An 18,531-nucleotide genomic window follows, 5' to 3' on the forward strand; every position below is an offset into this window, starting at 1 on the left:
TGACCATTGGCCTCCTGTCACGCCTCAGGCCATGGTCATCAGGCTGGCGTTGCCTCCGGCCGCGGCGGTGTTCACGCTCAGCGCGCGTTCGATCACCAGCCGCTCCAGCGGCACCGCAGTGGTCCCTGCAGGCAGTGCGGTAATGCCGACGATGGGGCCCGGCCGCTGCGCCATCTGCTGGCACAACGCGGCCAGTGCGTCTGCGCTGCCCTGGTGCAGCACGGCATCCAGCGCCACGCCGGGGCTGCGCCAGTCGTTCACCAAGGCCACACGCGTCTGGACGCTGGCCGGCAGACGGGCGTGCAGGGCTGCGGTTTCGTCCGCAGGCCACACGGCGGTGCCGCCCACTGCCAGCACCGCGGCGAGCTGGGTGAGGCGGTCGGTATCGTTGTCGGCCAGGCAGAGCGTGCGGGCACGGGGCGCCAGCGTGTATTGGTTGCGCTCGCCGGTGGGACCGGGCAGGGTGCAGGCCAGGCCGGCCACCGCGGCATCGGCCAGGGCTGCGCATGTGTGGGCAAGCTGCGCGTGGCCGGCGGCCGGCGCCCATTCGGCCATTGCCTGCAGCGGAGCCTGCAGCACGGCGCGTGCGGCCAGATCGGGCGTGGCGGCGGCCGTGGTGGCAATGGCCGCCCGCGCTGCGTCGGCCGGGTGTCGGGAGAGCAGGCGCAGCAGGTACAGTGGCCCGCCGGCCTTGGGGCCCGTGCCGGACAGGCCTTCGCCGCCAAAGGGCTGCACGCCCACGACCGCGCCCACCATGTTGCGATTCACATAGACATTGCCGGCATGCGCGCGGCGCACCACACGCTCCACGGTTTCGTCGATGCGTGTGTGCAGCCCCTGCGTGAGTCCGTAGCCCGTCGCGTTGATCTGGTCGAGCAAGGTGTCCAGGCCATCGCTGGCATAGCGCACCACGTGCAGCACCGGGCCGAACACCTCGCGCTGGAGTTCGCCGATGCTGGCCAGCTCGATGAGCGTGGGGACAACGAAGGTGCCGCGTGCCAGCACGTCGGCATCCACCGCGGGGCGGAAAACGGCGCGGCCGGCGGCGCGCAGCGTGGCCACGTGCTGCTCGATGCCGGCGCGCGCCTCTTCGTCGATCACCGGGCCGACGTCCACCTTCAGCAGGCTGGGATCACCCACCGTCAGTTCGGCCATGGCCCCCTTGAGCATGGAGATGACGCGGTCGGCCGCGTCGGCCTGCACGCACAGCACGCGCAGGGCGGAGCAGCGCTGCCCGGCGCTGTCGAAGGCCGATGCCACCACGTCGCCCACCACCTGCTCCACCAGCGCGGAGGAGTCCACGATCATCGCGTTCTGCCCGCCGGTCTCGGCGATCAGCGGAATGGGGCGGCCTTGGGCGTCGAGCCGCCCGGCCACGCTGCGTTGCAGGATGCGCGCGACTTCAGTGGAGCCGGTGAACATCACGCCCATGACGCGGGCATCGCCCACCAGCCGCGCACCGACCGTCTCGCCGCGCCCCGGCAGCAGCTGCATTGCACCGGGTGGAACGCCCGCCTCGTGCAGCAGCCGCACGGCTTCGGCGGCGATCAGCGGGGTTTGTTCGGCCGGCTTGGCAAGCACGGCGTTGCCCGCCGCCAAGGCTGCGGCCACCTGGCCCATGAAGATGGCGAGCGGAAAATTCCACGGGCTGATGCAGACGACCGGCCCGAGCGGGGCGTGAGTGGCATTGTCGAAATGGCTCTCGGTCTGCACGGCGTAGTAGCGCAGAAAGTCCACCGCCTCGCGCACTTCGGCCACGGCGTTGGCGCAGGTCTTTCCGGCCTCGCGCATCAGCAGGCTCATCAACTGGGGCAGGCCGGCCTCGAGCAAATCGGCGGTGCGGCGCAGCGCAGCGGCCCGGGCTGCAGGCGCGGTGGCCGCCCAGGCAGGGCCGGCATCGCAGGCGGCCTGCAGCGCGCAATCCACTTCGGCATCGGTTGCCTCTTGCACATGGCCGACGACATCGGTGGGGTCTGCGGGGTTGCGCACGGCCAGCGTCGCACCTGCATCGGCCACCGGCCCATCGATGAGAGGCTCGGCCTGCCAGAACTGCTGCTTTTCAGCGGCCAGCGCATTCGACAGCCGGGCCAGCACGGCCTCGTTGGACAGGTCCACCCCCGCCGAATTGATGCGGCGGGCGCCATACAGGTCCTTGGGTAGCGGAATGCGGGGATGGGGCAGGGCGGTGGTGCCTTCTGCCACCGCGGCGGCATCCACCGTGGCGACGGGGTCGCTGACGAGCGATTCCAGTGCCAGCGTGGTGTCGGCCACGCGGTTCACGAACGAGGTGTTGGCCCCGTTTTCCAGCAGCCGGCGCACCAGGTAGGCGAGCAAGGTCTCGTGCGTTCCCACCGGTGCATAGATGCGGCAGGGACGGCCCAGTTTGCCGTCCGATGGCGCGCCCACCACCTGCTCGTACAGGGGCTCGCCCATGCCGTGCAGGCATTGGAACTCATACTGGCCGGGCCGATAGTCCGGGCCTGCCAGTTGGTAGATGGTGGCCAGCGTCTGGGCGTTGTGCGTGGCGAACTGGGGGTACACCACGTCGGTGGCTGCGAGCAGCTTGCGCGCGCAGGCGATGTAGGAGACATCGGTGTGGGCCTTGCGGGTGTACACCGGATAGTCGGCCAGGCCGTCCATTTGCGCCCGCTTGATCTCGCTGTCCCAGTAAGCGCCCTTGACCAGGCGGATCATCAGGCGGTGGCCCGTGTTGCGGGCCAGGTCGATCACCCAGTCGATCACGTGCGGACAGCGCTTCTGGTAGGCCTGGATGACGAAGCCGATGCCGTTCCAGCCCGCCAGCGAAGGGGCGCGGCACAGCCGCTCCAGCAGGTCGAGCGACAGTTCGAGCCGGTCCGCCTCTTCGGCGTCGATGTTCAGGCCGATGTCGTATTGGCGGGCCAGCTCGACCAAGTGCAGCACCTTGGGGTACAGCTCGTCCATCACCCGGGCATATTGCGCCCGGCTGTAGCGCGGGTGTAGCGCCGAGAGCTTGATCGAGATGCCGGGTCCGTCGTACACGCCGCGGCCGGCGGATGCGCGGCCGATGGCATGGATCGCCTCCACGTAGGAGCGCAGATAGCGCGCTGCATCGTGCGCGGTCAGCGCGGCCTCGCCCAGCATGTCGTAGGAGTAGCGAAAGCCCTGTGCTTCCATCGTGCGGGCGTTGGAGAGCGCTTGCTCGATCGTCTCGCCGGTAACGAACTGCTCGCCCATCATGCGCATCGCCATGTCCACGCCCTTGCGGATCAGCGGCTCGCCGCCCATGGCGGTCAGGCGCCGCAGTGCGGAGGTCAGGCCGCGTTCACTGTGCGTGGCCACGAGCTTGCCAGTGAGCAGCAACCCCCAGGTGGCGGCGTTCACGAACAGCGAGGGGCTCTTGCCCAGGTGGGGTTCCCAGTCGCCCGAACGGATCTTGTCGCGGATCAAGGCATCGCGCGTGGCGCTGTCGGGAATGCGCAGCAAGGCTTCCGCCAGGCACATGAGCGCGACGCCTTCCTGGGAGGACAGCGAAAATTCCTGCAGCAACCCCTGCACGATGCCGGCACGCCCGCCAGCGCTTTTGCGATGCCGAAGGGTGTCGGCCAAGCGCAGTGCCAGCGCCTGTACATCGCCGGACACGCGGGCCGGCAAACTTGCCAACTCCAGCAGAGGGGCCAGGGCCTCGGGTTCAGGCCGCCGGTACGCTGCGGTGATGGCATGGCGCAATGGATGGCTGTCCGGGGAGCGGGGCGCGAAGGCGAAAGCGGTCGCTGCGGTTGCGGCAGAGTCGGCGGTGAGGGACATGGCGGTGTGGAAAGACCAGCAAGGTGAAAGTCTTTCCATCATGCAAGGGTTTAATTTGAATTACTTTCCAAAAAAACCCGAGGTAACAGAATAAAAATCCAAAAATGCAAGACTCCGAACCCTTCATTGATCGCATCGATCGCCGCATCCTCAAAACACTGCAAGAAGACGGGCGCATTGCCAATCTCAAGCTGGCGGAACGCGTTGCGCTCTCGCCCACAGCGGTGCTGTCCCGGGTGCAGCGTCTAACGCGCGATGGCTACATCCTGGGGTACGAGGCCCGGCTCAATCCCATCAAGCTGGGGGCAGGGTTGCTGGTGTTCGTGGAGGTGCTGCTGGACCGAACCACGCCCAACGTGTTCGACCAGTTCAAGGCGGCGGTGCAGGTGCGCCCCGAGATCCTCGAATGCCACATGGTGGCGGGTGGGTTCGACTATCTGCTCAAAACCCGCTCTGCCGACATGAAGGCCTACCGCGAATTTGCCGGGCATGTACTCTGGCAGTTGCCGGGGGTGCGCGAGACACGCACTTATGCCGTGATGGAAGAGGTCAAGCACTCCACCCATCTGAATCTGGGCTGAAACGGCGCGATGGCTGTCGCGCCGTGGTTCCTGGTTCCAATCACTGATCCGCCCGGGCATGAAGTCCGCAATAATCGGCGCCATTCAACTGCGATAACGCATCGAGGAAGGGACCCCACCATGCCAGCCATCCGCTATGCCGCCGCCGCACTCCTGGCCGGCTTTTTCTCCCAGGGCGCATCCGCCGCCTGCTACCTCGTCTATGGCGCCGATCAGCAGGTGCTCTACCGCTCGCAACGGCCGCCGGTGGACCTGGCCCGCCAAGTCCACGAAACCCTCCCCCGCGTGGTTCCTGGCGGCACGCTGGTGTTCACCTTGGACAACTACGGCTGCGAGCTGGAGATCAACCGGCTTCCGGTGTCTGCCTCCATGGGGGGCGCTTCGGCGCGAGCCGTGCCCGCCACCCCGCGCCGGGCACGCGCCGATCGCAGTTGACGTTTTTCGTGCGCCGGGAAGGCCGGCGCGGCCTGAGACAATCGGGGAATGAGCGACCCCACAGAAACAAACATCCCCACGAACGAATGGCCCGAAGGCTGGCTGGAAGTCACGTCCATGGACATGGACGCGCAGGGCGTGGCCCGCAAGCCCGACGGCAAGGTCGTCTTCATTGACGGCGCCCTGCCACTGGAACTGGTCACCGCCAATACCCACCGCAAGAAGAACAACTGGGAGCAGGCCAGCCTGACGGCGATCCACCGCGAATCGTCGCAGCGCGTGCGCCCGGGCTGCCCGCATTTCGGCCTGCATGCCGGCGCGTGCGGCGGCTGCAAGATGCAGCACTTGCATGTGGCGGCCCAGGTGGCCGTGAAGCAGCGGGTGCTGGAAGACAACCTCTGGCATCTGGGCAAGGTCAAGTCTGAAACCATCCTGCGGCCCATCGAAGGCCCGGCCTGGGGATACCGCTATCGCGCGCGCCTTTCGGTCCGCCATGTGATCAAGAAGGGCCAGGTGCTCATCGGCTTCCACGAGCGCAAGAGCCGCTACGTGGCCGACATGGAGGTCTGCCCGGTTCTGCCCCCCCATGTGAGCGCCATGCTGTTGCCGTTGCGCGCCCTTATCGCATCCATGGAAGCGCGAGACACCTGCCCCCAGATCGAACTGGCCTGCGGCGACCAAGTCACGGCCCTTGTCCTGCGGCATCTGGAACCCCTGAGCGACGGGGACTTGGCCAAGTTGCGCGCCTTTGCCGCGGATCAAGGCGTGCAATGGTGGCTGCAGTCCAAGGGCCCAGACACCGTGAAGCTGCTGGATGCCGAGAGCGAGCAACTGTCCTATGCGCTGCCCGACTTCGGCATCACCATGCCGTTCAAGCCCACGGATTTCACACAGGTGAATCCGCACATCAACCGCGTCCTGGTATCGCGCGCATTGCGTTTGCTTGATGTGCGCAAGCACGAACGGGTGATCGACTGGTTCTGCGGCCTGGGCAACTTCACCCTGCCGATCGCCACGCAGGCGCGAGAAGTGCTGGGAATCGAAGGCAGTGAGGCGCTGGTGGCCCGCTCGCGCGAGAACTACCGATACAACCAAACCCTGGCTGCCGAAGGGCAGCCCCTGGCCTCGACGGACTTCGTTGCCAGGAATCTGTTCGACATGACCCCGGAGATGTTGGTGGCCGACGGCGTTGCCGACAAGTGGCTGGTCGATCCTCCCCGCGAAGGCGCCTTTGCTCTGGCCAAGGCCCTTGCGGACATCCACCAAGCCCGCCTGGGTGCCGAAGAGGCGCCTGCGCTGCCGGCGGGTGCCGAAGGATGGACTCCACCTCGGCGCATCGTGTATGTGAGTTGCAACCCGGCTACTTTGGCCCGTGATGCCGGGCTGCTGGTGCACCAGGCAGGTTATCGGTGCGTGGCTGCGGGCGTGGTCAACATGTTTCCGCACACGGCCCATGTGGAAAGCATGGCGGTGTTCGAACGTGTCTGATGGCAGGGCAATTGCAGGCCGATAGTGCGCTTGTCAGGTCAGCTGCGGTTGCGGGAAGGCGTGCTGGGCTCGCCTGAGTTTTCCGCCTCACTGCGGCTGGCTCGTTCAGGCTTGGCCTCCAGCTTGCCCAGCACGGAAGGAGCGCCCTCCAGCTTGTTGTCACGCATGTACTGGTCCATGTCTTTCCAGCCGGCAAAGACAGAGGCCTTGGCTGCCTTGGGATTCAGCGTGAAGCAATCCTCCAGGCCACGCAGCGCATGCCGGCATGCGCCGCCGATCGCCTTGGCTTCTGCTTCCTTCTGAGCCACCCGGGGATCTGGTCCCAGGCCCGGGATTTCGCAACCCGACAAAAGCACCAGTGCCAGGGATGCAGCGGCGTAGCGCGGGCGCAGGAGGGGGGCTGGAAGATAAGCCATGTGCATTGATTATCGGCATGCCGCCTGAAGGATTGAGGGCAGTGCACGGCTTTTCCATGGAAATATATTTCCCAGCGCTTGCCTGCATGCCTCTGTACCCCATTGAAAAAGGCCTCTCGCGAGGCCTTTTCGAATGAACGGTCAATCAATGCAGCGCATCAGTCGCGCTCACCGCCGGCGATTCCCAGCAAAGCGAGCAGGCTTTGGAACACGTTGAAGATGTCGAGGTAAAGGGCGAGCGTGGCGCTGATGTAATTGGTCTCGCCGCCATCCAGAATCTGCTTGAGGTCATACAGCATGTATGCACTGAAGATTCCAATGGCTGCGACCGAGATCGCCATCATGCCGGCCGACGAGCCCACGAACACATTGATCACGGCACCCACCATGAGCACCATCGCACCCACGAACAGCCACTTGCCCATGCCCGACAGATCGCGCTTGATCACGCTGGCCAGCGTGGCCATCACGAAGAACACGCCTGCGGTGCCGGCAAAAGCGGTCATGATCAGGTCCGTGCCGTTCTTGAAGCCCAGCACCGTGCCGATCAGTCGGGACAGCATCAATCCCATGAAAAACGTGAAGGCCAGCAACACAGGAACACCTGCTGCAGAGCGTTTGGTTTTCTCGATTGCATACATGAAGGCGAAAGCGCCGCCAAGGAACACGATCAGCCCAACGCCGCCGCGCAGCGACTGGGTGATGCCGGTTGCGACGCCGACCCACGCGCCCAGTACCGTCGGCAGCATGCTCAGTGCAAGCAGCCAATAGGTATTGCGCAGCACTTTCTGCCGCTGCTCCTGCGAGACCCCATATCCCGCTGAGCCCAGGGTGGTGACTTGATCGTTCATCTTCTATCTCTCCTTTGAGGCCTGCACAGCGCAGACCTACAAATTCTAGGTGGTGGCGATCACGGCACTTTCAAATACCCTCTCTCGATCCCGTACTTTAAGGATGCAGTCCTTTGCCCTGCACCCGCAGGATGCCGTCCTTTGGAGCCGGTATGCTCGTGCACTTCGTCGGGGCCTGGAGCCTCGCCCTCTCTGCTCTCTGATTTGTACTGGACTAGAACGCAACCGCCATGAAAACCAAACCTGAACTCGAAGCCGCCGACGTCAAGAAGATCGCTGCCGCAGCCGAGGCTGAAGCCCTCAAGAACCAATGGGCGGTCACGATTGCCATCGTGGACGACGGTGGGCATTTGCTGTCCCTTCAGCGCCTGGATGGAGCCGCCCCCGTGTCCTCCCATATCGCGCCTGGAAAGGCCCGCACGGCTGCACTTGGGCGTCGCGAGAGCAAGGTCTACGAAGACATCGTCAATGGTGGCCGCACAGCCTTTCTGAGCGCTCCGTTCATCGACGGACTGCTGGAAGGTGGCGTGCCGATCATGAAGGACGGCCAATGCTTGGGCGCGGTGGGGGTGAGCGGCGTCAAATCGACGGAAGACGCACAAATCGCCAAGGCTGGAATCGCCGCACTGGGGCTTTGAACAAATTGGTCGCCAGGATGCTGAGCGAACGCCGTGGTGTGAAGCCCGTGCGGCAAACGCCGGATCACCATGCAGCATGAAAAAACCGGCCTTCAGGGCCGGTTTTGTTTTGGTGCGGTGAGAAAAAAAGCCTGGCTACGCGGGCAAACCGTTGGCTGGCAAATACGACCCGCCAGGCACTCAACGTGCCCTGGAGTCGCCCCACGATGAATCTATTTGGTCAGGATCAGTTTGCCCAGCTTGGTGGCCTGCAGGCGGTACACCGAGCCGTTGTGGCAGATGGCGACCGTCTTCTGGCCCTTGAGCAATTCCCGGCTGTCTACGGCGGGGGCAGAACTCGCCAAGTGCGCTGCACCGGACGGCTCGCGCTCAGGAAAGACGGCAGAGCCAAAAAAGGAAGAAGAAGGCAGGGTGTTGAGACTGGCGTGCATGAGAAATCCTCTGTGCTTTGCGATTGAGTTAATGATAACTATTCGCAATTGTTCGTCAAGTAAAGCACGCGCCTATCTTGTAAATATTTATCACTGCGGCTCGGTCACAAAGCCGATTTTTCGCACGCCGGCCCGCTGAGCGGCAGACATGGCCTGCGCCACGCGCTCATAGCGCACTTCCTTGTCGCCACGAATGTGCAGATCGGGTTGCGGATCTTTCACCGCTTCGGCTTTGAGGCGAGGTTCGAGCTCTTCGTCGCCGATCGTCAGTTCGTTCCAGTGGTATTTGCCATCAGCGGTGACGCTGAGGCGAATGGTTTCGGGCTTGACGTCTTCGCGCTGATTGGAAGCGCGTGGCAAATCCACCGGCACAGCGTGCTTCATCACCGGCACCGTGATGATGAAGATGATGAGCAGCACCAGCATGACATCCACCAGCGGCGTCATGTTGATCTCGTTCATCACCTCGTCGGCGTCGTCCTGGGTTCCGAAAGACATGGTTTTCAGCCCTTCTTGATTGGCAGAACCTTGGCTTGTTCGCCAGGGGCGCTGACGCGTGCGCCCGTCACGAAGTAGGCGTGCAGGTCATGCGCGAAGCTGTTCAGGTTGTTCAGGATGGACTTGTTGCCCCGCACCAGCGCGTTGTAGCCCAGCACCGCAGGAATCGCCACGGCCAGGCCGAGGGCGGTCATGATCAGCGCCTCGCCGATCGGGCCGGCCACCTTGTCGATGGTCGATTGGCCCGAAGTGCCGATCGCCACCAGGGCATGGTAGATGCCCCAGACGGTGCCGAACAGGCCGATGAACGGGGCCGTCGAGCCGACCGAGGCCAGCACGGCCAGGCCCGATTGCACGCGGGCCGTGAACTCATCGATGCAGTTGCGCAGGCTGCGCGTGACCCAGTCGCTCACGTCCAGGCTGTCATGCAGATGCGCCTTGGTGTTGCGGTGGTGCGCCGTGGCTTCACGCCCTTCCTGGGCCAGATGGCGGAAGGGGTTGGCAGGGTCGTCGCCAAGCTTGCTCAGGCCAGCCGCGAAGTCTTCGCTGTGCCAGAAATCACGGGCTCCGCGCGCGTGCTTTTTGAAGCGGAAGATATCCATCGCCTTGATCAGGATGACGATCCAGGAGGCCAGAGACATGCCGAGCAGTAGCACCGCAACAGCGCGGGTGACAAAGTCACCCTGGATCCAAACGTTGGCAATGCCGAAATGCGATTCCATGAAAACTCCTGAAAATTATTCGAGAACAAAATTGACGGGGACCAGGTTCCACATGGTCTCGGGCTCGCCGTTGCGTTTGCCCGGGACGAAGCGCCAGCGCATCACGGCGTCCTGGGCCTGGCGATCCAGCCGGTCGAAACCGCTGGATTTGTTGATTTCCACCTTCTGCGGTAGCCCGTCCGTACCGATGAGCACGCGCAACACGACCTTGCCTTGTTCACCCAGCCGCTTGCTGATGGCGGGGTAGGTCGGCCTGGGATTGTTCAGGTAGGCCGCGTCGCTGGACGGCAACTCGATCTTGGGAGGTGCGGGCGGCGCAGGTGGAGCAGGCGGCGGCGCAGGGGGCGCCATGGGTGCTGCGATGGGCGGTGCAGGAGGCTGGGGTTCGGTGATCCCGGTGGGCGCATTGGGCGCGGGCGTGCGGTCGGGTATGGCCACCGGCATGGGAGCCGGACGGGGGGCGGGCGCTTTGGGGGCCGGTTTCGGCGGAGGGGGGGGCGCCGGCTTGGGCGGGAGTGGAACGGGCGGTGCAGGGGGCGCTGGCGGCGTGATGAACTCGCTCAGCACTTCGGCAGGCACGATGACCTCTGCGGCCTTGCGCAGCAGACCCGACTGCAGTGCCCACAATCCGGCCACGTGCAACAGCACGACGGAACCTGCGATCACGGCGTTGCGGCTCACACCCCGTGAGGAGCCATATCGATCAAATTGGGACATAAAAATGATAGCTGCCAACGCCCACAGGAAAAGCGCCAGAGGCCTAAAAGGCCAAGTTACTTACGGAAGATCCACCACACGGAGCCGATGACGAGGATCAGGCTGCCTGCGAGGGTTGAGAGCAGTTCCATGCTTTGCTTTCCAAAATGGAGTTGGCAAGCTGGATCGTCTGCGAGGCGATCTCTTTGTGCAGCGCGGCGACCGGGTGCGACACGCTGCACTGGGCCACGACATCCCGTGCGCAGCTTTCGCAACGGCCGCATTGCGTGGCCACGCCCAGCTCGAACTGGATCTCGTCGAAACTCATGCCAGCATGAGCATGGCGTGCAATTTCGCGGTCAGAAACCCGGCGGCAGACACAAACGATCATGGTGCAGGCAGTGTTGGCTGGCTGTTGACAATAGCGCATTATAAATGCGAATTCATCGCATTTGCAATCCGTGGAGCTTTTCCTTTTTGAAAAACAGTGTATTGACGCGGCGGCATCTCGCGGGTTCCCCCAGGCGAGGGCGAAAAAAAGCCGGCATGGATGCCGGCTTTGTTTTTCATGCGCCGTCTGCTGAACGCGCAGGCGATGAATTTTTACTTCACATGCTTGCCGATCAGGCCAGCCATTTCGAACATGGAAACCTGGGGCTTGCCGAACACTTCCTTGAGTTTGGCGTCGGCATTGATCATGCGCTTGTTGCTTGCGTCTTGCAGGTCGTTGGCCTTGATGTAGACCCACAGCTTGCTGATGATCTCGGTACGGGGCAAGGGCGTGGAGCCCACGACGGCAGCCAGGGCAGGGCTGGGCGTAAGGGCTTTCATGAAAGCGGCGTTCGGGGTGCGCTTCTTCGCGGGGGCTGCGGCCTTGGCTTCGGAGGCCGGCGCTTTCTTTGCAGTTGCCATGTTGGGTTTTCCTTGTTGGAAGTGAAATATCGTCACCAGCGAAAACCTGCTTCTCCACTGGCCCGCAGATGCTACTGGGAAAAAAACGCGTTTCCAAGGGAGACAGGGCTTTTTTTGCCTCCATTTGTTGCGCGGCTACTGCGCGGTCAGCACACCGAGTCAAGCTCCCGAAGCTATTGGAATGGATGCACATGCTCCCGAATGAACGTAGGCAGCATCTCAACGTGCTCGCCGCGAGATGAAAATGGCCACGACCGCTGACAGGATCACTGCGCAGGCCACCCATTCGCCAGCGGTCAGGTGCTCGCCAGCGATTGCGCTGCCGATTAGCAGGGCAATCAGTGGATTGACGAATGCGTAGCTCGATGCCAGTGCTGGAGTCGCATGGCGCAGCAAATAAAGGTAAGCGCTGAACCCGAACAGGGAGCCCAGTGTCACCAGGTAGAGCCATGCGGCCACGGCCTCGGGTTGTGGTGGCCACACAGGCTGCTCGCCCAGTGCCAGGGAGACGGCCATCAGCACGGCGCCTCCGCACAGCATCTCGCTGGCGAAACCACTGGCCCCGTCCGCTAGCGGGAAACGCGTGGTGGAGAGGACAGATCCCAAAGACCAGGACAAGGTCGCTGCGAGCATGCAGACCATGCTGAGGGGCGATGCAGAAAAGCTGGCACCTTGCATCAGCACCACAACACCCAGGGCGCCCAGCACCATGCCCATCGTCTCGCCGCCGGTCGGCCGCCTTCCCCACAACAGCCCCCATGCGGCGATCATCATTGGCACCACGGCCACGCAAGCCGCAATGAGGCCGGAGCCGACGTGCAGGCTCGCGGTGGCCGTCAGCCCCATCCCACCGCCCAGCATTAGCGCACCGACGATGAGCGCGTGGAGCCACTGCCGCTTCGTCGGGAGTCTTGGTGGGTTGCCGCAGCGGGGTGTGCGCCATGCCACCCACGCCATCAGCAGCGCCCCTGCAGCAAGAAAGCGGGTCCCCATCTGAAAGAACGGCGGAAAGCTTTTGAGCGCCACCTGGATGGCGAGATAGGTCGAACCCCAGATGAGATAGCAGGCCAAAAGGGCCAGGAGCAGCACCGTGGGGAGGCTGCGTGCAGCGGGGCTGGCGGGGGATGTGGAAAGTGAAGTCATGCCGCAAATGCTATGCAGGCTGAGCGTGCTATTCCATGGTATTTGAAAGGCTGAAGATATAGATCACCTTTGTTTCAATGGTTAAATAACGCCATGGCCGAAGTTTCTCAATTGGATGCCCACGACGGCAGAATCCTGGCCGAATTGCAGCAGGATGCCCGCATTTCGATGGCCGAACTGGGCCGGCGGGTGCACCTCAGCCAGCCTGCAGTGACCGAGCGGGTTCGCAAGCTGGAAGCCTCGGGCGTGATCCGGGGTTATGGCGTTCGTCTGGATTACTCCCGCCTGGGCTATGGCATTCGCGCAGTCATCCGAGTAGGCCGGGCGGAATATGCCCGGGTGGTTCGGCTGATCGAAGAGACGCCCGAGGTCTTGAACGCCTACAACGTCACGGGAGAAGACAGCTGGGTCCTAGAAATCGCAGTGATCGATGTCAGCCACCTGGATGCCGTGGTGACGGGGTTCTGCCTGCTGGCGGAAACCTCCACGTGCATCGTGCTCAACGCCCCTCGCGAGCACGCACAAGTGTTGCCGGCGCGGCGCGACAGCATCAAGCCCCCCATTCGCAAAGTGACAGGGCGTTAGCCACTGGAGCAGAAGGCGCAATCAATGCCGAGGCGATTGCGAGTCCATCGCTTCAGCATTGGCTTCAGATGAAAGCCGGCGCATTGAAGATTTTTCAGGAAGCGTGGCCAGGACGACGCTGGCGATCGCAATACCGAAAGCGATCAGTTGAACCGGGGCAAGACGCTCTCCGAGCACCAGCACCCCCACCAACGCCGCGCTGATGGGCAGCATCACGGTAAAGACGCCGCCTTGTGCGGCAGGCACCGCTTTGAGCCCCGTCATCCACAGCCACACGGTCCACATGCTCGCGGCTAGCGCATAGAAGATGAGTAGCGTCCACAGGCCGGGGGTAAGCGTGGCAAAGTCAAAATGCCATGCTGCGTACAGTCCCATGGGGGTGGCCAGCGCGAATCCCCACAGGTTGATCAATGAAGTGATGCGGCGCGGCCCCAGCGTGCCGGTCAGTTTCTTGCCGATGACCGAATAGGCCGCCTCGCACAGAACGGCACCCAGCAAGAGCAATTGCCCAAGCCAAACCAGATTGGGATCATTTTCGCCCTCATGCCGGGAATTTACTTGGTTGTGATGCTCTGAATTTGATAGCGAAAAGAGCGCGATGCCGACGACGGCGCACCCGACCGCGATCCAGGTTCGCGCAGAAACCTTTTCCTTCAAGAAGAACCAGCTCATCACCGCCACCGCGGCGGGTATTCCGGCCATCGTCACCCCTGCAGATACGGCGCTGGTGAGACTCACGCCCGAGATCATGCAAAGGGTGAAGAGGAAGTTGCCCAAAAAAGACTCGAGGAAAAGCAGGCGCCGGACTTGCGGTGTCATCGGGCCTTCATCTGCGGGTTTCTTGAGCCAGTGGAGCATTCCCAGCCCCCCAATGCCAAACCGCATCCACGCCAGCAAAAAGACCGGCAGCGCGGCAGCAAGGGGCTTGGACAAGGCGACGTAGCTGCCCACGAGCGACATGCTCAATGCAAGGCAGAGATAGGCTGCGGGGCGGCTTGGCATGTTCGCGTGTTGGATAGACTTTGCGGGTAGTACCCTGGAGCGCGCCATCATGCCCGACGAAACCCTTCATCCTTTTTCACGATATGTTTTTGTTTATGGCACTTTGCGCCGTGGCGGGAGCAACGACATCACCCGGTTGGCACCCCCGGCAATCTTTTTAGGGGAGGCGTTCGTCCGCGGGACGCTTTACGACTTGGGTGCCTATCCAGGAATCGCTCTGCACCTGGTGGATTCCGCGGAGCACGGAGACTTCTCCGTGCGTGGGGAGATCTATGCGATTTCGCCTGAACTGGAACGTCGGCTGGATGAAATCGAGGGTCTCCTTCCAGAGCCCAACGGGGAGTATCAAAAGCGTGAAATAACGGTTTTGTTGGATGGGCAGCACTTGGAATGCCTTGTCTACGAAATCAATTCTGAACATCTTGAGAACGCAATCCGCATAGCCCACGGCGACTGGATGAAAGATCGCAGGCTATAAGGTTTTGCATCGCAAAATTGGATTTTCACATTGCGAAATTATTGCGTGTTGCATTGCCGCAAAATTTCTTGATATGAGAAATTAAATTTCGCATTAAGAAATTTTATGTATAAGTCAATGATTTAAAACAACAATTTTTATCTCTTATATAAGACATAAGAGCTTGCTCCAGTCTTGTACAAGACTTAAAGTGATTTCCAAGGGCCGCCTCTTTCAGCCCGGCTTTTCAATCAACCCACGGAGTGACTCATGCCTCAATCCTTCAACGAACAACTCAGCCGCGAACAGCAAATTGCCGCCCTGGAAAAAGACTGGGCACAGAATCCCCGTTGGAAGGGAATCAAGCGTGGCTACAGCGCTGCAGATGTCGTGCGTCTTCGGGGTTCCTTTCAGGTGGAGTACACATTGGCTCGGCGGGGTGCCGAAAAGTTGTGGGGTCTGGTCAACAACGAGCCCTACGTGAATTGCCTGGGTGCGCTCACAGGCGGCCAGGCCATGCAGCAAGTCAAGGCCGGGATCAAGGCGATCTATCTGTCCGGCTGGCAAGTGGCAGCAGACAACAATGAATATGCGGCGATGTATCCCGACCAATCGCTTTATCCCGTTGATTCGGTACCGAAGGTGGTTGAGCGCATCAACAATGCCTTCACCCGTGCGGATGAGATTCAGTGGTCCAAAGGTGCCAACCCTGGCGATGCAGGCTTTGTCGACTACTACGCACCCATCGTGGCCGATGCCGAAGCAGGGTTTGGCGGCGTGCTGAACGCCTATGAGTTGATGAAGGCCATGATCCGCGCAGGGGCCGGCGGTGTGCATTTCGAAGACCAACTGGCCTCTGTGAAAAAGTGTGGCCACATGGGCGGCAAGGTGCTGGTTCCTACCCAGGAAGCGGTGCAAAAGTTGATCGCTGCACGCATGGCTGCAGACGTCTATGGTGTGCCGACCCTGGTGATTGCGCGGACCGATGCGGAGGCCGCCGACCTGATCACCAGCGATTACGACGCCAACGACAAACCGTTCCTGACAGGTGAGCGCACGGCCGAAGGTTTCTACAAGACCAAGAAAGGCTTGGATCAGGCCATCAGCCGCGCGGTTGCGTATGCGGATTACGCGGATCTGGTGTGGTGCGAGACCGGCACGCCGGACCTGGAATTCGCTAAGAAGTTTGCGGATGCCGTGCATGCCAAGCACCCCGGCAAGATGCTGGCGTACAACTGCTCGCCATCATTCAACTGGAAGAAGAACCTCGACGATGCCACCATCGCCAAGTTCCAGCGCGAACTGGGCGCCATGGGCTACAAGTACCAGTTCATCACGCTGGCCGGCATCCACAGCATGTGGTTCAACATGTTCGACCTAGCGCAGGATTACGTGAAGCGCGGCATGTCGGCCTATGTCGAAAAGGTGCAGGAGCCTGAATTCGCAGCACGCGATCGTGGCTACACCTTCGTTTCGCACCAGCAAGAAGTGGGGACGGGTTATTTCGACGATGTGACCACGGTGATCCAGGGCGGCAAATCCAGCGTGACGGCACTCACGGGTTCGACCGAAGAAGAGCAGTTCCACTGACCTTGCGTTGTCGATTGGCCTGGGGCTTCAAGGCCCCAGGCTTTTTCCATGGGGCAGGTTAGAATCCCGCGATCATCACATCAGCACAAGAGCGAGAAAGGCACATCTGGTTATGACACCGCGAACTACAACGGAGATGTTGACCGGCCTTTAAGGCTGCCTGTTCGCGCCTGCACAGATTTGCACTCTTCTTTCAAAAGCGCGGACTTCGTTCCGCGCTTTTTGCTTTGTGGCACCGCGCGCCACTCCCTCGACAAGGATTCTTCAATGATTCAGATCACGCTCCCCGACAACTCCCAACGCGAATATCCCGGCCCGGTGACGGTGGCAGAGGTGGCTCAGTCCATCGGCCCGGGACTGGCCAAGATGACGGTGGCAGGCAAAGTGGATGGGCGCCTGGTGGACGCCAGCGATGTGATCGACCACGATGCCCGCTTGCAAATCATCACGCCGCGCGATGAGGAAGGCGTGGAGATCATCCGTCACTCTTGCGCTCACCTGGTCGGGCACGCCGTGAAGCAGCTCTATCCTACGGCCCGGATGGTCATCGGCCCCGTCATCGACGAAGGCTTTTATTACGACATCGCCTATGAGCGGCCTTTCACGCCGGACGACATCGCTGCCATCGAGCAGCGCATGAAAGAACTGATTGCGCAGGACTACGACGTGATCAAGAAAATGACACCGCGGGACGAGGTGATCGAGGTGTTCAAGGCCCGAGGCGAAGACTACAAACTCCGCCTTGTGGAGGACATGCCCGAAGAGAAAGCCATGGGCCTGTACTACCACCAGGAGTACGTGGACATGTGCCGCGGCCCCCACGTGCCGAACACTCGATTCCTGAAAGTCTTCAAGCTGACCCGGGTGTCCGGTGCTTACTGGCGTGGCGATGCCAAGAACGAGCAATTGCAGCGTGTCTATGGCACCGCGTGGGCCGACAAGAAGGACCTGGAGGCTTACGTCAAGCGCATCGAGGAGGCCGAAAAGCGCGATCACCGTCGCCTCGGCAGAGAGCTGGACCTGTTCCACATCGACGAGCACTCGCCCGGTACCGTTTTCTGGCACCCAAAAGGCTGGACGATCTGGCAGGGCGTCGAGCAGTACATGCGCCAGGTGTATCGTGACAACGGCTATCAGGAGGTGAAGGGCCCGCAAATCCTGGACAAACACCTGTGGGAAAAGACGGGGCACTGGGACAAGTACCGCGAGAACATGTTCACGACGGAGAGCGAAAAGCACGACTACGCACTCAAGCCGATGAACTGCCCCGGGCACATCCTGATCTTCAACCAAGGCGTGAAGAGCTATCGTGATCTGCCTTTGCGCTTCGGCGAATTCGGCCAGTGCCATCGCAATGAGCCGACGGGTGGCCTGCATGGAATTATGCGGGTTCGTGCGTTCACCCAGGATGACGGACATATCTTCTGCACCGAAGAGCAGATTCAGCAGGAGTGCATCAACTTCACGACGCTGTTGCAGAAGGTCTACAAAGACTTCGGCTTCACCGACATCATCTACAAAGTCGCCACCCGGCCTGAAAAGCGCATCGGCTCTGAGGAAAGCTGGGACAAGGCAGAGAATGCATTGATTGAAAGCCTGAAAGCCTCTGGCTGCGACTACCAAATCGCCGTCGGTGACGGGGCTTTCTACGGCCCCAAGCTGGAATACACGTTGCGTGATGCCATTGGCCGTCACTGGCAGTGCGGCACCATTCAGGTCGATCCTTCCATGCCTGAACGGCTGGGTGCCGAGTACGTGGGGGAAGACGGTGCCCGGCATCGTCCCATCGTTTTGCACCGCGCCATTGTTGGCAGCTTGGAGCGTTTCATCGGAATTCTGATCGAACAGCACGCAGGCGCATTGCCAGTCTGGTTGGCTCCAGTGCAGGTGGCCGTGCTGAACATCACGGGTGCACAGGACGATTACTGTCGTGAAATCGCCGCAAAGCTTCAAAAAGCACTGCCGAATCAAGACCTTAGGGTGGCGCTTGACCTGCGTAACGAAAAGATTACGTATAAAATACGAGAGCATTCGTTGCAAAAGCTGCCTTACATCATCGTTGCCGGTGAGAAAGAAAAGGTAGCAGGAGCCGTCGCAGTGCGCGCCCGGGGCAATCGAGACCTCGGTGTGATGTCCCTCGAAGCGTTCGTAGCGCTCATCGCCCAGGACATCGCTTCTAAAGCTTGATTTGGTGTCAAACTTGGCTTTAGCCCGCGTGAGTTGTGCGGTATTCGCTACGGTATTCGTAGCATTTTGATTGAAGGAAGATAGCCATCGCTACTGAATTTCGTGATCGTCGC

At 61.7% G+C, this 18,531-nt stretch carries 20 protein-coding genes; 8 read left to right on the forward strand and 12 right to left on the reverse strand.

The genetic code is table 11. From position 1 onward, the window contains the following. Nucleotides 1-24 precede the first annotated feature (24 nt). Complete coding sequence (gene putA / locus M5C98_RS09060) at nt 25-3,828, reverse strand: trifunctional transcriptional regulator/proline dehydrogenase/L-glutamate gamma-semialdehyde dehydrogenase (RefSeq protein WP_442867249.1); 3,804 nt, start codon at nt 3,826-3,828, stop codon at nt 25-27. A gap of 62 nt (nt 3,829-3,890) precedes the next feature. Here putA and M5C98_RS09065 point away from each other — a divergent pair, with 62 nt between their 5' ends. From M5C98_RS09065 to rlmD, 3 genes are all read left to right on the forward strand, one after another. After that, nucleotides 3,891-4,367, forward strand: coding sequence for an Lrp/AsnC ligand binding domain-containing protein (locus M5C98_RS09065; RefSeq protein WP_272552290.1), 477 nt, complete (start codon nt 3,891-3,893; stop codon nt 4,365-4,367). A gap of 120 nt (nt 4,368-4,487) precedes the next feature. After that, nucleotides 4,488-4,802 carry a hypothetical protein gene (locus tag M5C98_RS09070; protein WP_272552291.1) on the forward strand — a complete coding sequence of 105 codons (315 nt, stop codon included), beginning with the start codon at nt 4,488-4,490 and terminating at the stop codon, nt 4,800-4,802. 48 nt (nt 4,803-4,850) lie between these two features. Further along, entirely contained in the window at nt 4,851-6,290 is a 1,440-nt protein-coding gene (rlmD, locus tag M5C98_RS09075; protein WP_272552292.1) for a 23S rRNA (uracil(1939)-C(5))-methyltransferase RlmD, read from the forward strand. Nucleotides 6,291-6,328: 38 nt separating this feature from the next. Here the strand turns inward: rlmD and M5C98_RS09080 are convergent, their stop codons facing one another. Both M5C98_RS09080 and M5C98_RS09085 read right to left on the reverse strand, forming a co-directional pair. Beyond that, nucleotides 6,329-6,706, reverse strand: coding sequence for a hypothetical protein (locus tag M5C98_RS09080; protein WP_272552293.1), 378 nt, complete (start codon nt 6,704-6,706; stop codon nt 6,329-6,331). Nucleotides 6,707-6,864: 158 nt separating this feature from the next. Then, entirely contained in the window at nt 6,865-7,557 is a 693-nt protein-coding gene (locus M5C98_RS09085; protein ID WP_272552294.1) for a Bax inhibitor-1/YccA family protein, read from the reverse strand. A 230-nt stretch (nt 7,558-7,787) separates the two neighbouring features. On the opposite strand from M5C98_RS09085, the gene M5C98_RS09090 reads away from it, so the two are divergent. Then, nucleotides 7,788-8,195 (forward strand): GlcG/HbpS family heme-binding protein, encoded by a 408-nt coding sequence (locus M5C98_RS09090; RefSeq protein ID WP_272552295.1) that lies wholly within the window; start codon nt 7,788-7,790, stop codon nt 8,193-8,195. A 212-nt stretch (nt 8,196-8,407) separates the two neighbouring features. Here M5C98_RS09090 and hemP read toward each other — a convergent pair whose 3' ends face one another. The 8 genes from hemP to yedA all read right to left on the reverse strand — a co-directional run bounded on the left by hemP (nt 8,408) and on the right by yedA (nt 12,597). Beyond that, a complete protein-coding gene (gene hemP, locus M5C98_RS09095; RefSeq protein WP_272552296.1) occupies nt 8,408-8,626 on the reverse strand; it encodes a hemin uptake protein HemP in 219 nt (72 codons plus the stop codon). 90 nt (nt 8,627-8,716) lie between these two features. Continuing rightward, a complete protein-coding gene (locus M5C98_RS09100; RefSeq protein WP_272552297.1) occupies nt 8,717-9,124 on the reverse strand; it encodes an ExbD/TolR family protein in 408 nt (135 codons plus the stop codon). Nucleotides 9,125-9,129: 5 nt separating this feature from the next. Next, a complete protein-coding gene (locus M5C98_RS09105; protein ID WP_272552298.1) occupies nt 9,130-9,846 on the reverse strand; it encodes a MotA/TolQ/ExbB proton channel family protein in 717 nt (238 codons plus the stop codon). Nucleotides 9,847-9,861: 15 nt separating this feature from the next. Further along, nucleotides 9,862-10,563 carry an energy transducer TonB gene (locus tag M5C98_RS09110; protein ID WP_272552299.1) on the reverse strand — a complete coding sequence of 234 codons (702 nt, stop codon included), beginning with the start codon at nt 10,561-10,563 and terminating at the stop codon, nt 9,862-9,864. Nucleotides 10,564-10,660: 97 nt separating this feature from the next. Continuing rightward, nucleotides 10,661-10,933 carry a (2Fe-2S)-binding protein gene (locus tag M5C98_RS09115; protein ID WP_272552300.1) on the reverse strand — a complete coding sequence of 91 codons (273 nt, stop codon included), beginning with the start codon at nt 10,931-10,933 and terminating at the stop codon, nt 10,661-10,663. A gap of 38 nt (nt 10,934-10,971) precedes the next feature. Then, a complete protein-coding gene (locus tag M5C98_RS09120) occupies nt 10,972-11,112 on the reverse strand; it encodes a hypothetical protein (RefSeq protein WP_272552301.1) in 141 nt (46 codons plus the stop codon). Between the two features lie 33 nt (nt 11,113-11,145). Continuing rightward, nucleotides 11,146-11,454, reverse strand: coding sequence for an SWIB/MDM2 domain-containing protein (locus tag M5C98_RS09125; protein WP_272552302.1), 309 nt, complete (start codon nt 11,452-11,454; stop codon nt 11,146-11,148). 219 nt (nt 11,455-11,673) lie between these two features. Continuing rightward, nucleotides 11,674-12,597 carry a drug/metabolite exporter YedA gene (gene yedA / locus M5C98_RS09130; RefSeq protein ID WP_272552303.1) on the reverse strand — a complete coding sequence of 308 codons (924 nt, stop codon included), beginning with the start codon at nt 12,595-12,597 and terminating at the stop codon, nt 11,674-11,676. Between the two features lie 93 nt (nt 12,598-12,690). On the opposite strand from yedA, the gene M5C98_RS09135 reads away from it, so the two are divergent. Then, complete coding sequence (locus M5C98_RS09135) at nt 12,691-13,182, forward strand: Lrp/AsnC family transcriptional regulator (RefSeq protein ID WP_272552304.1); 492 nt, start codon at nt 12,691-12,693, stop codon at nt 13,180-13,182. A 21-nt stretch (nt 13,183-13,203) separates the two neighbouring features. Here M5C98_RS09135 and M5C98_RS09140 read toward each other — a convergent pair whose 3' ends face one another. Continuing rightward, nucleotides 13,204-14,184: a DMT family transporter gene (locus M5C98_RS09140; protein ID WP_272552305.1), complete on the reverse strand. Its 981-nt coding sequence runs from the start codon at nt 14,182-14,184 to the stop codon at nt 13,204-13,206. Between the two features lie 49 nt (nt 14,185-14,233). On the opposite strand from M5C98_RS09140, the gene M5C98_RS09145 reads away from it, so the two are divergent. The 3 genes from M5C98_RS09145 to thrS all read left to right on the forward strand — a co-directional run bounded on the left by M5C98_RS09145 (nt 14,234) and on the right by thrS (nt 18,418). Next, on the forward strand, nt 14,234-14,662 hold the full coding sequence (locus M5C98_RS09145; RefSeq protein ID WP_272552306.1) for a gamma-glutamylcyclotransferase family protein: 429 nt from the start codon (nt 14,234-14,236) through the stop codon (nt 14,660-14,662). 249 nt (nt 14,663-14,911) lie between these two features. Then, a complete protein-coding gene (gene aceA, locus M5C98_RS09150; RefSeq protein ID WP_272552307.1) occupies nt 14,912-16,231 on the forward strand; it encodes an isocitrate lyase in 1,320 nt (439 codons plus the stop codon). 267 nt (nt 16,232-16,498) lie between these two features. Continuing rightward, on the forward strand, nt 16,499-18,418 hold the full coding sequence (thrS, locus tag M5C98_RS09155) for a threonine--tRNA ligase (protein ID WP_272552309.1): 1,920 nt from the start codon (nt 16,499-16,501) through the stop codon (nt 18,416-18,418). Nucleotides 18,419-18,531 lie beyond the last annotated feature (113 nt).

This window comes from Acidovorax sp. NCPPB 3576 (assembly GCF_028473605.1).
Classification (GTDB): Bacteria; Pseudomonadota; Gammaproteobacteria; order Burkholderiales; family Burkholderiaceae_C; genus Paracidovorax.

Excerpts from the sequence above, each read along its gene's own strand:
- M5C98_RS09080 (WP_272552293.1), bottom strand. The coding sequence starts at position 6,706 with ATGGCTTATCTTCCAGCCCCCCTCCTGCGCCCGCGCTACGCCGCTGCA.
- thrS (WP_272552309.1), top strand. The coding sequence starts at position 16,499 with ATGATTCAGATCACGCTCCCCGACAACTCCCAACGCGAATATCCCGGC.
- rlmD (WP_272552292.1), top strand. The coding sequence starts at position 4,851 with ATGAGCGACCCCACAGAAACAAACATCCCCACGAACGAATGGCCCGAA.
- M5C98_RS09110 (WP_272552299.1), bottom strand. The coding sequence starts at position 10,563 with ATGTCCCAATTTGATCGATATGGCTCCTCACGGGGTGTGAGCCGCAAC.
- M5C98_RS09145 (WP_272552306.1), top strand. The coding sequence starts at position 14,234 with ATGCCCGACGAAACCCTTCATCCTTTTTCACGATATGTTTTTGTTTAT.
- M5C98_RS09100 (WP_272552297.1), bottom strand. The coding sequence starts at position 9,124 with ATGTCTTTCGGAACCCAGGACGACGCCGACGAGGTGATGAACGAGATC.
- M5C98_RS09090 (WP_272552295.1), top strand. The coding sequence starts at position 7,788 with ATGAAAACCAAACCTGAACTCGAAGCCGCCGACGTCAAGAAGATCGCT.
- hemP (WP_272552296.1), bottom strand. The coding sequence starts at position 8,626 with ATGCACGCCAGTCTCAACACCCTGCCTTCTTCTTCCTTTTTTGGCTCT.
- M5C98_RS09120 (WP_272552301.1), bottom strand. The coding sequence starts at position 11,112 with ATGAAAAACAAAGCCGGCATCCATGCCGGCTTTTTTTCGCCCTCGCCT.
- M5C98_RS09115 (WP_272552300.1), bottom strand. The coding sequence starts at position 10,933 with ATGATCGTTTGTGTCTGCCGCCGGGTTTCTGACCGCGAAATTGCACGC.
- aceA (WP_272552307.1), top strand. The coding sequence starts at position 14,912 with ATGCCTCAATCCTTCAACGAACAACTCAGCCGCGAACAGCAAATTGCC.
- M5C98_RS09105 (WP_272552298.1), bottom strand. The coding sequence starts at position 9,846 with ATGGAATCGCATTTCGGCATTGCCAACGTTTGGATCCAGGGTGACTTT.
- M5C98_RS09070 (WP_272552291.1), top strand. The coding sequence starts at position 4,488 with ATGCCAGCCATCCGCTATGCCGCCGCCGCACTCCTGGCCGGCTTTTTC.
- M5C98_RS09140 (WP_272552305.1), bottom strand. The coding sequence starts at position 14,184 with ATGCCAAGCCGCCCCGCAGCCTATCTCTGCCTTGCATTGAGCATGTCG.
- M5C98_RS09085 (WP_272552294.1), bottom strand. The coding sequence starts at position 7,557 with ATGAACGATCAAGTCACCACCCTGGGCTCAGCGGGATATGGGGTCTCG.
- yedA (WP_272552303.1), bottom strand. The coding sequence starts at position 12,597 with ATGACTTCACTTTCCACATCCCCCGCCAGCCCCGCTGCACGCAGCCTC.
- M5C98_RS09065 (WP_272552290.1), top strand. The coding sequence starts at position 3,891 with ATGCAAGACTCCGAACCCTTCATTGATCGCATCGATCGCCGCATCCTC.
- M5C98_RS09125 (WP_272552302.1), bottom strand. The coding sequence starts at position 11,454 with ATGGCAACTGCAAAGAAAGCGCCGGCCTCCGAAGCCAAGGCCGCAGCC.
- putA (WP_442867249.1), bottom strand. The coding sequence starts at position 3,828 with ATGATGGAAAGACTTTCACCTTGCTGGTCTTTCCACACCGCCATGTCC.
- M5C98_RS09135 (WP_272552304.1), top strand. The coding sequence starts at position 12,691 with ATGGCCGAAGTTTCTCAATTGGATGCCCACGACGGCAGAATCCTGGCC.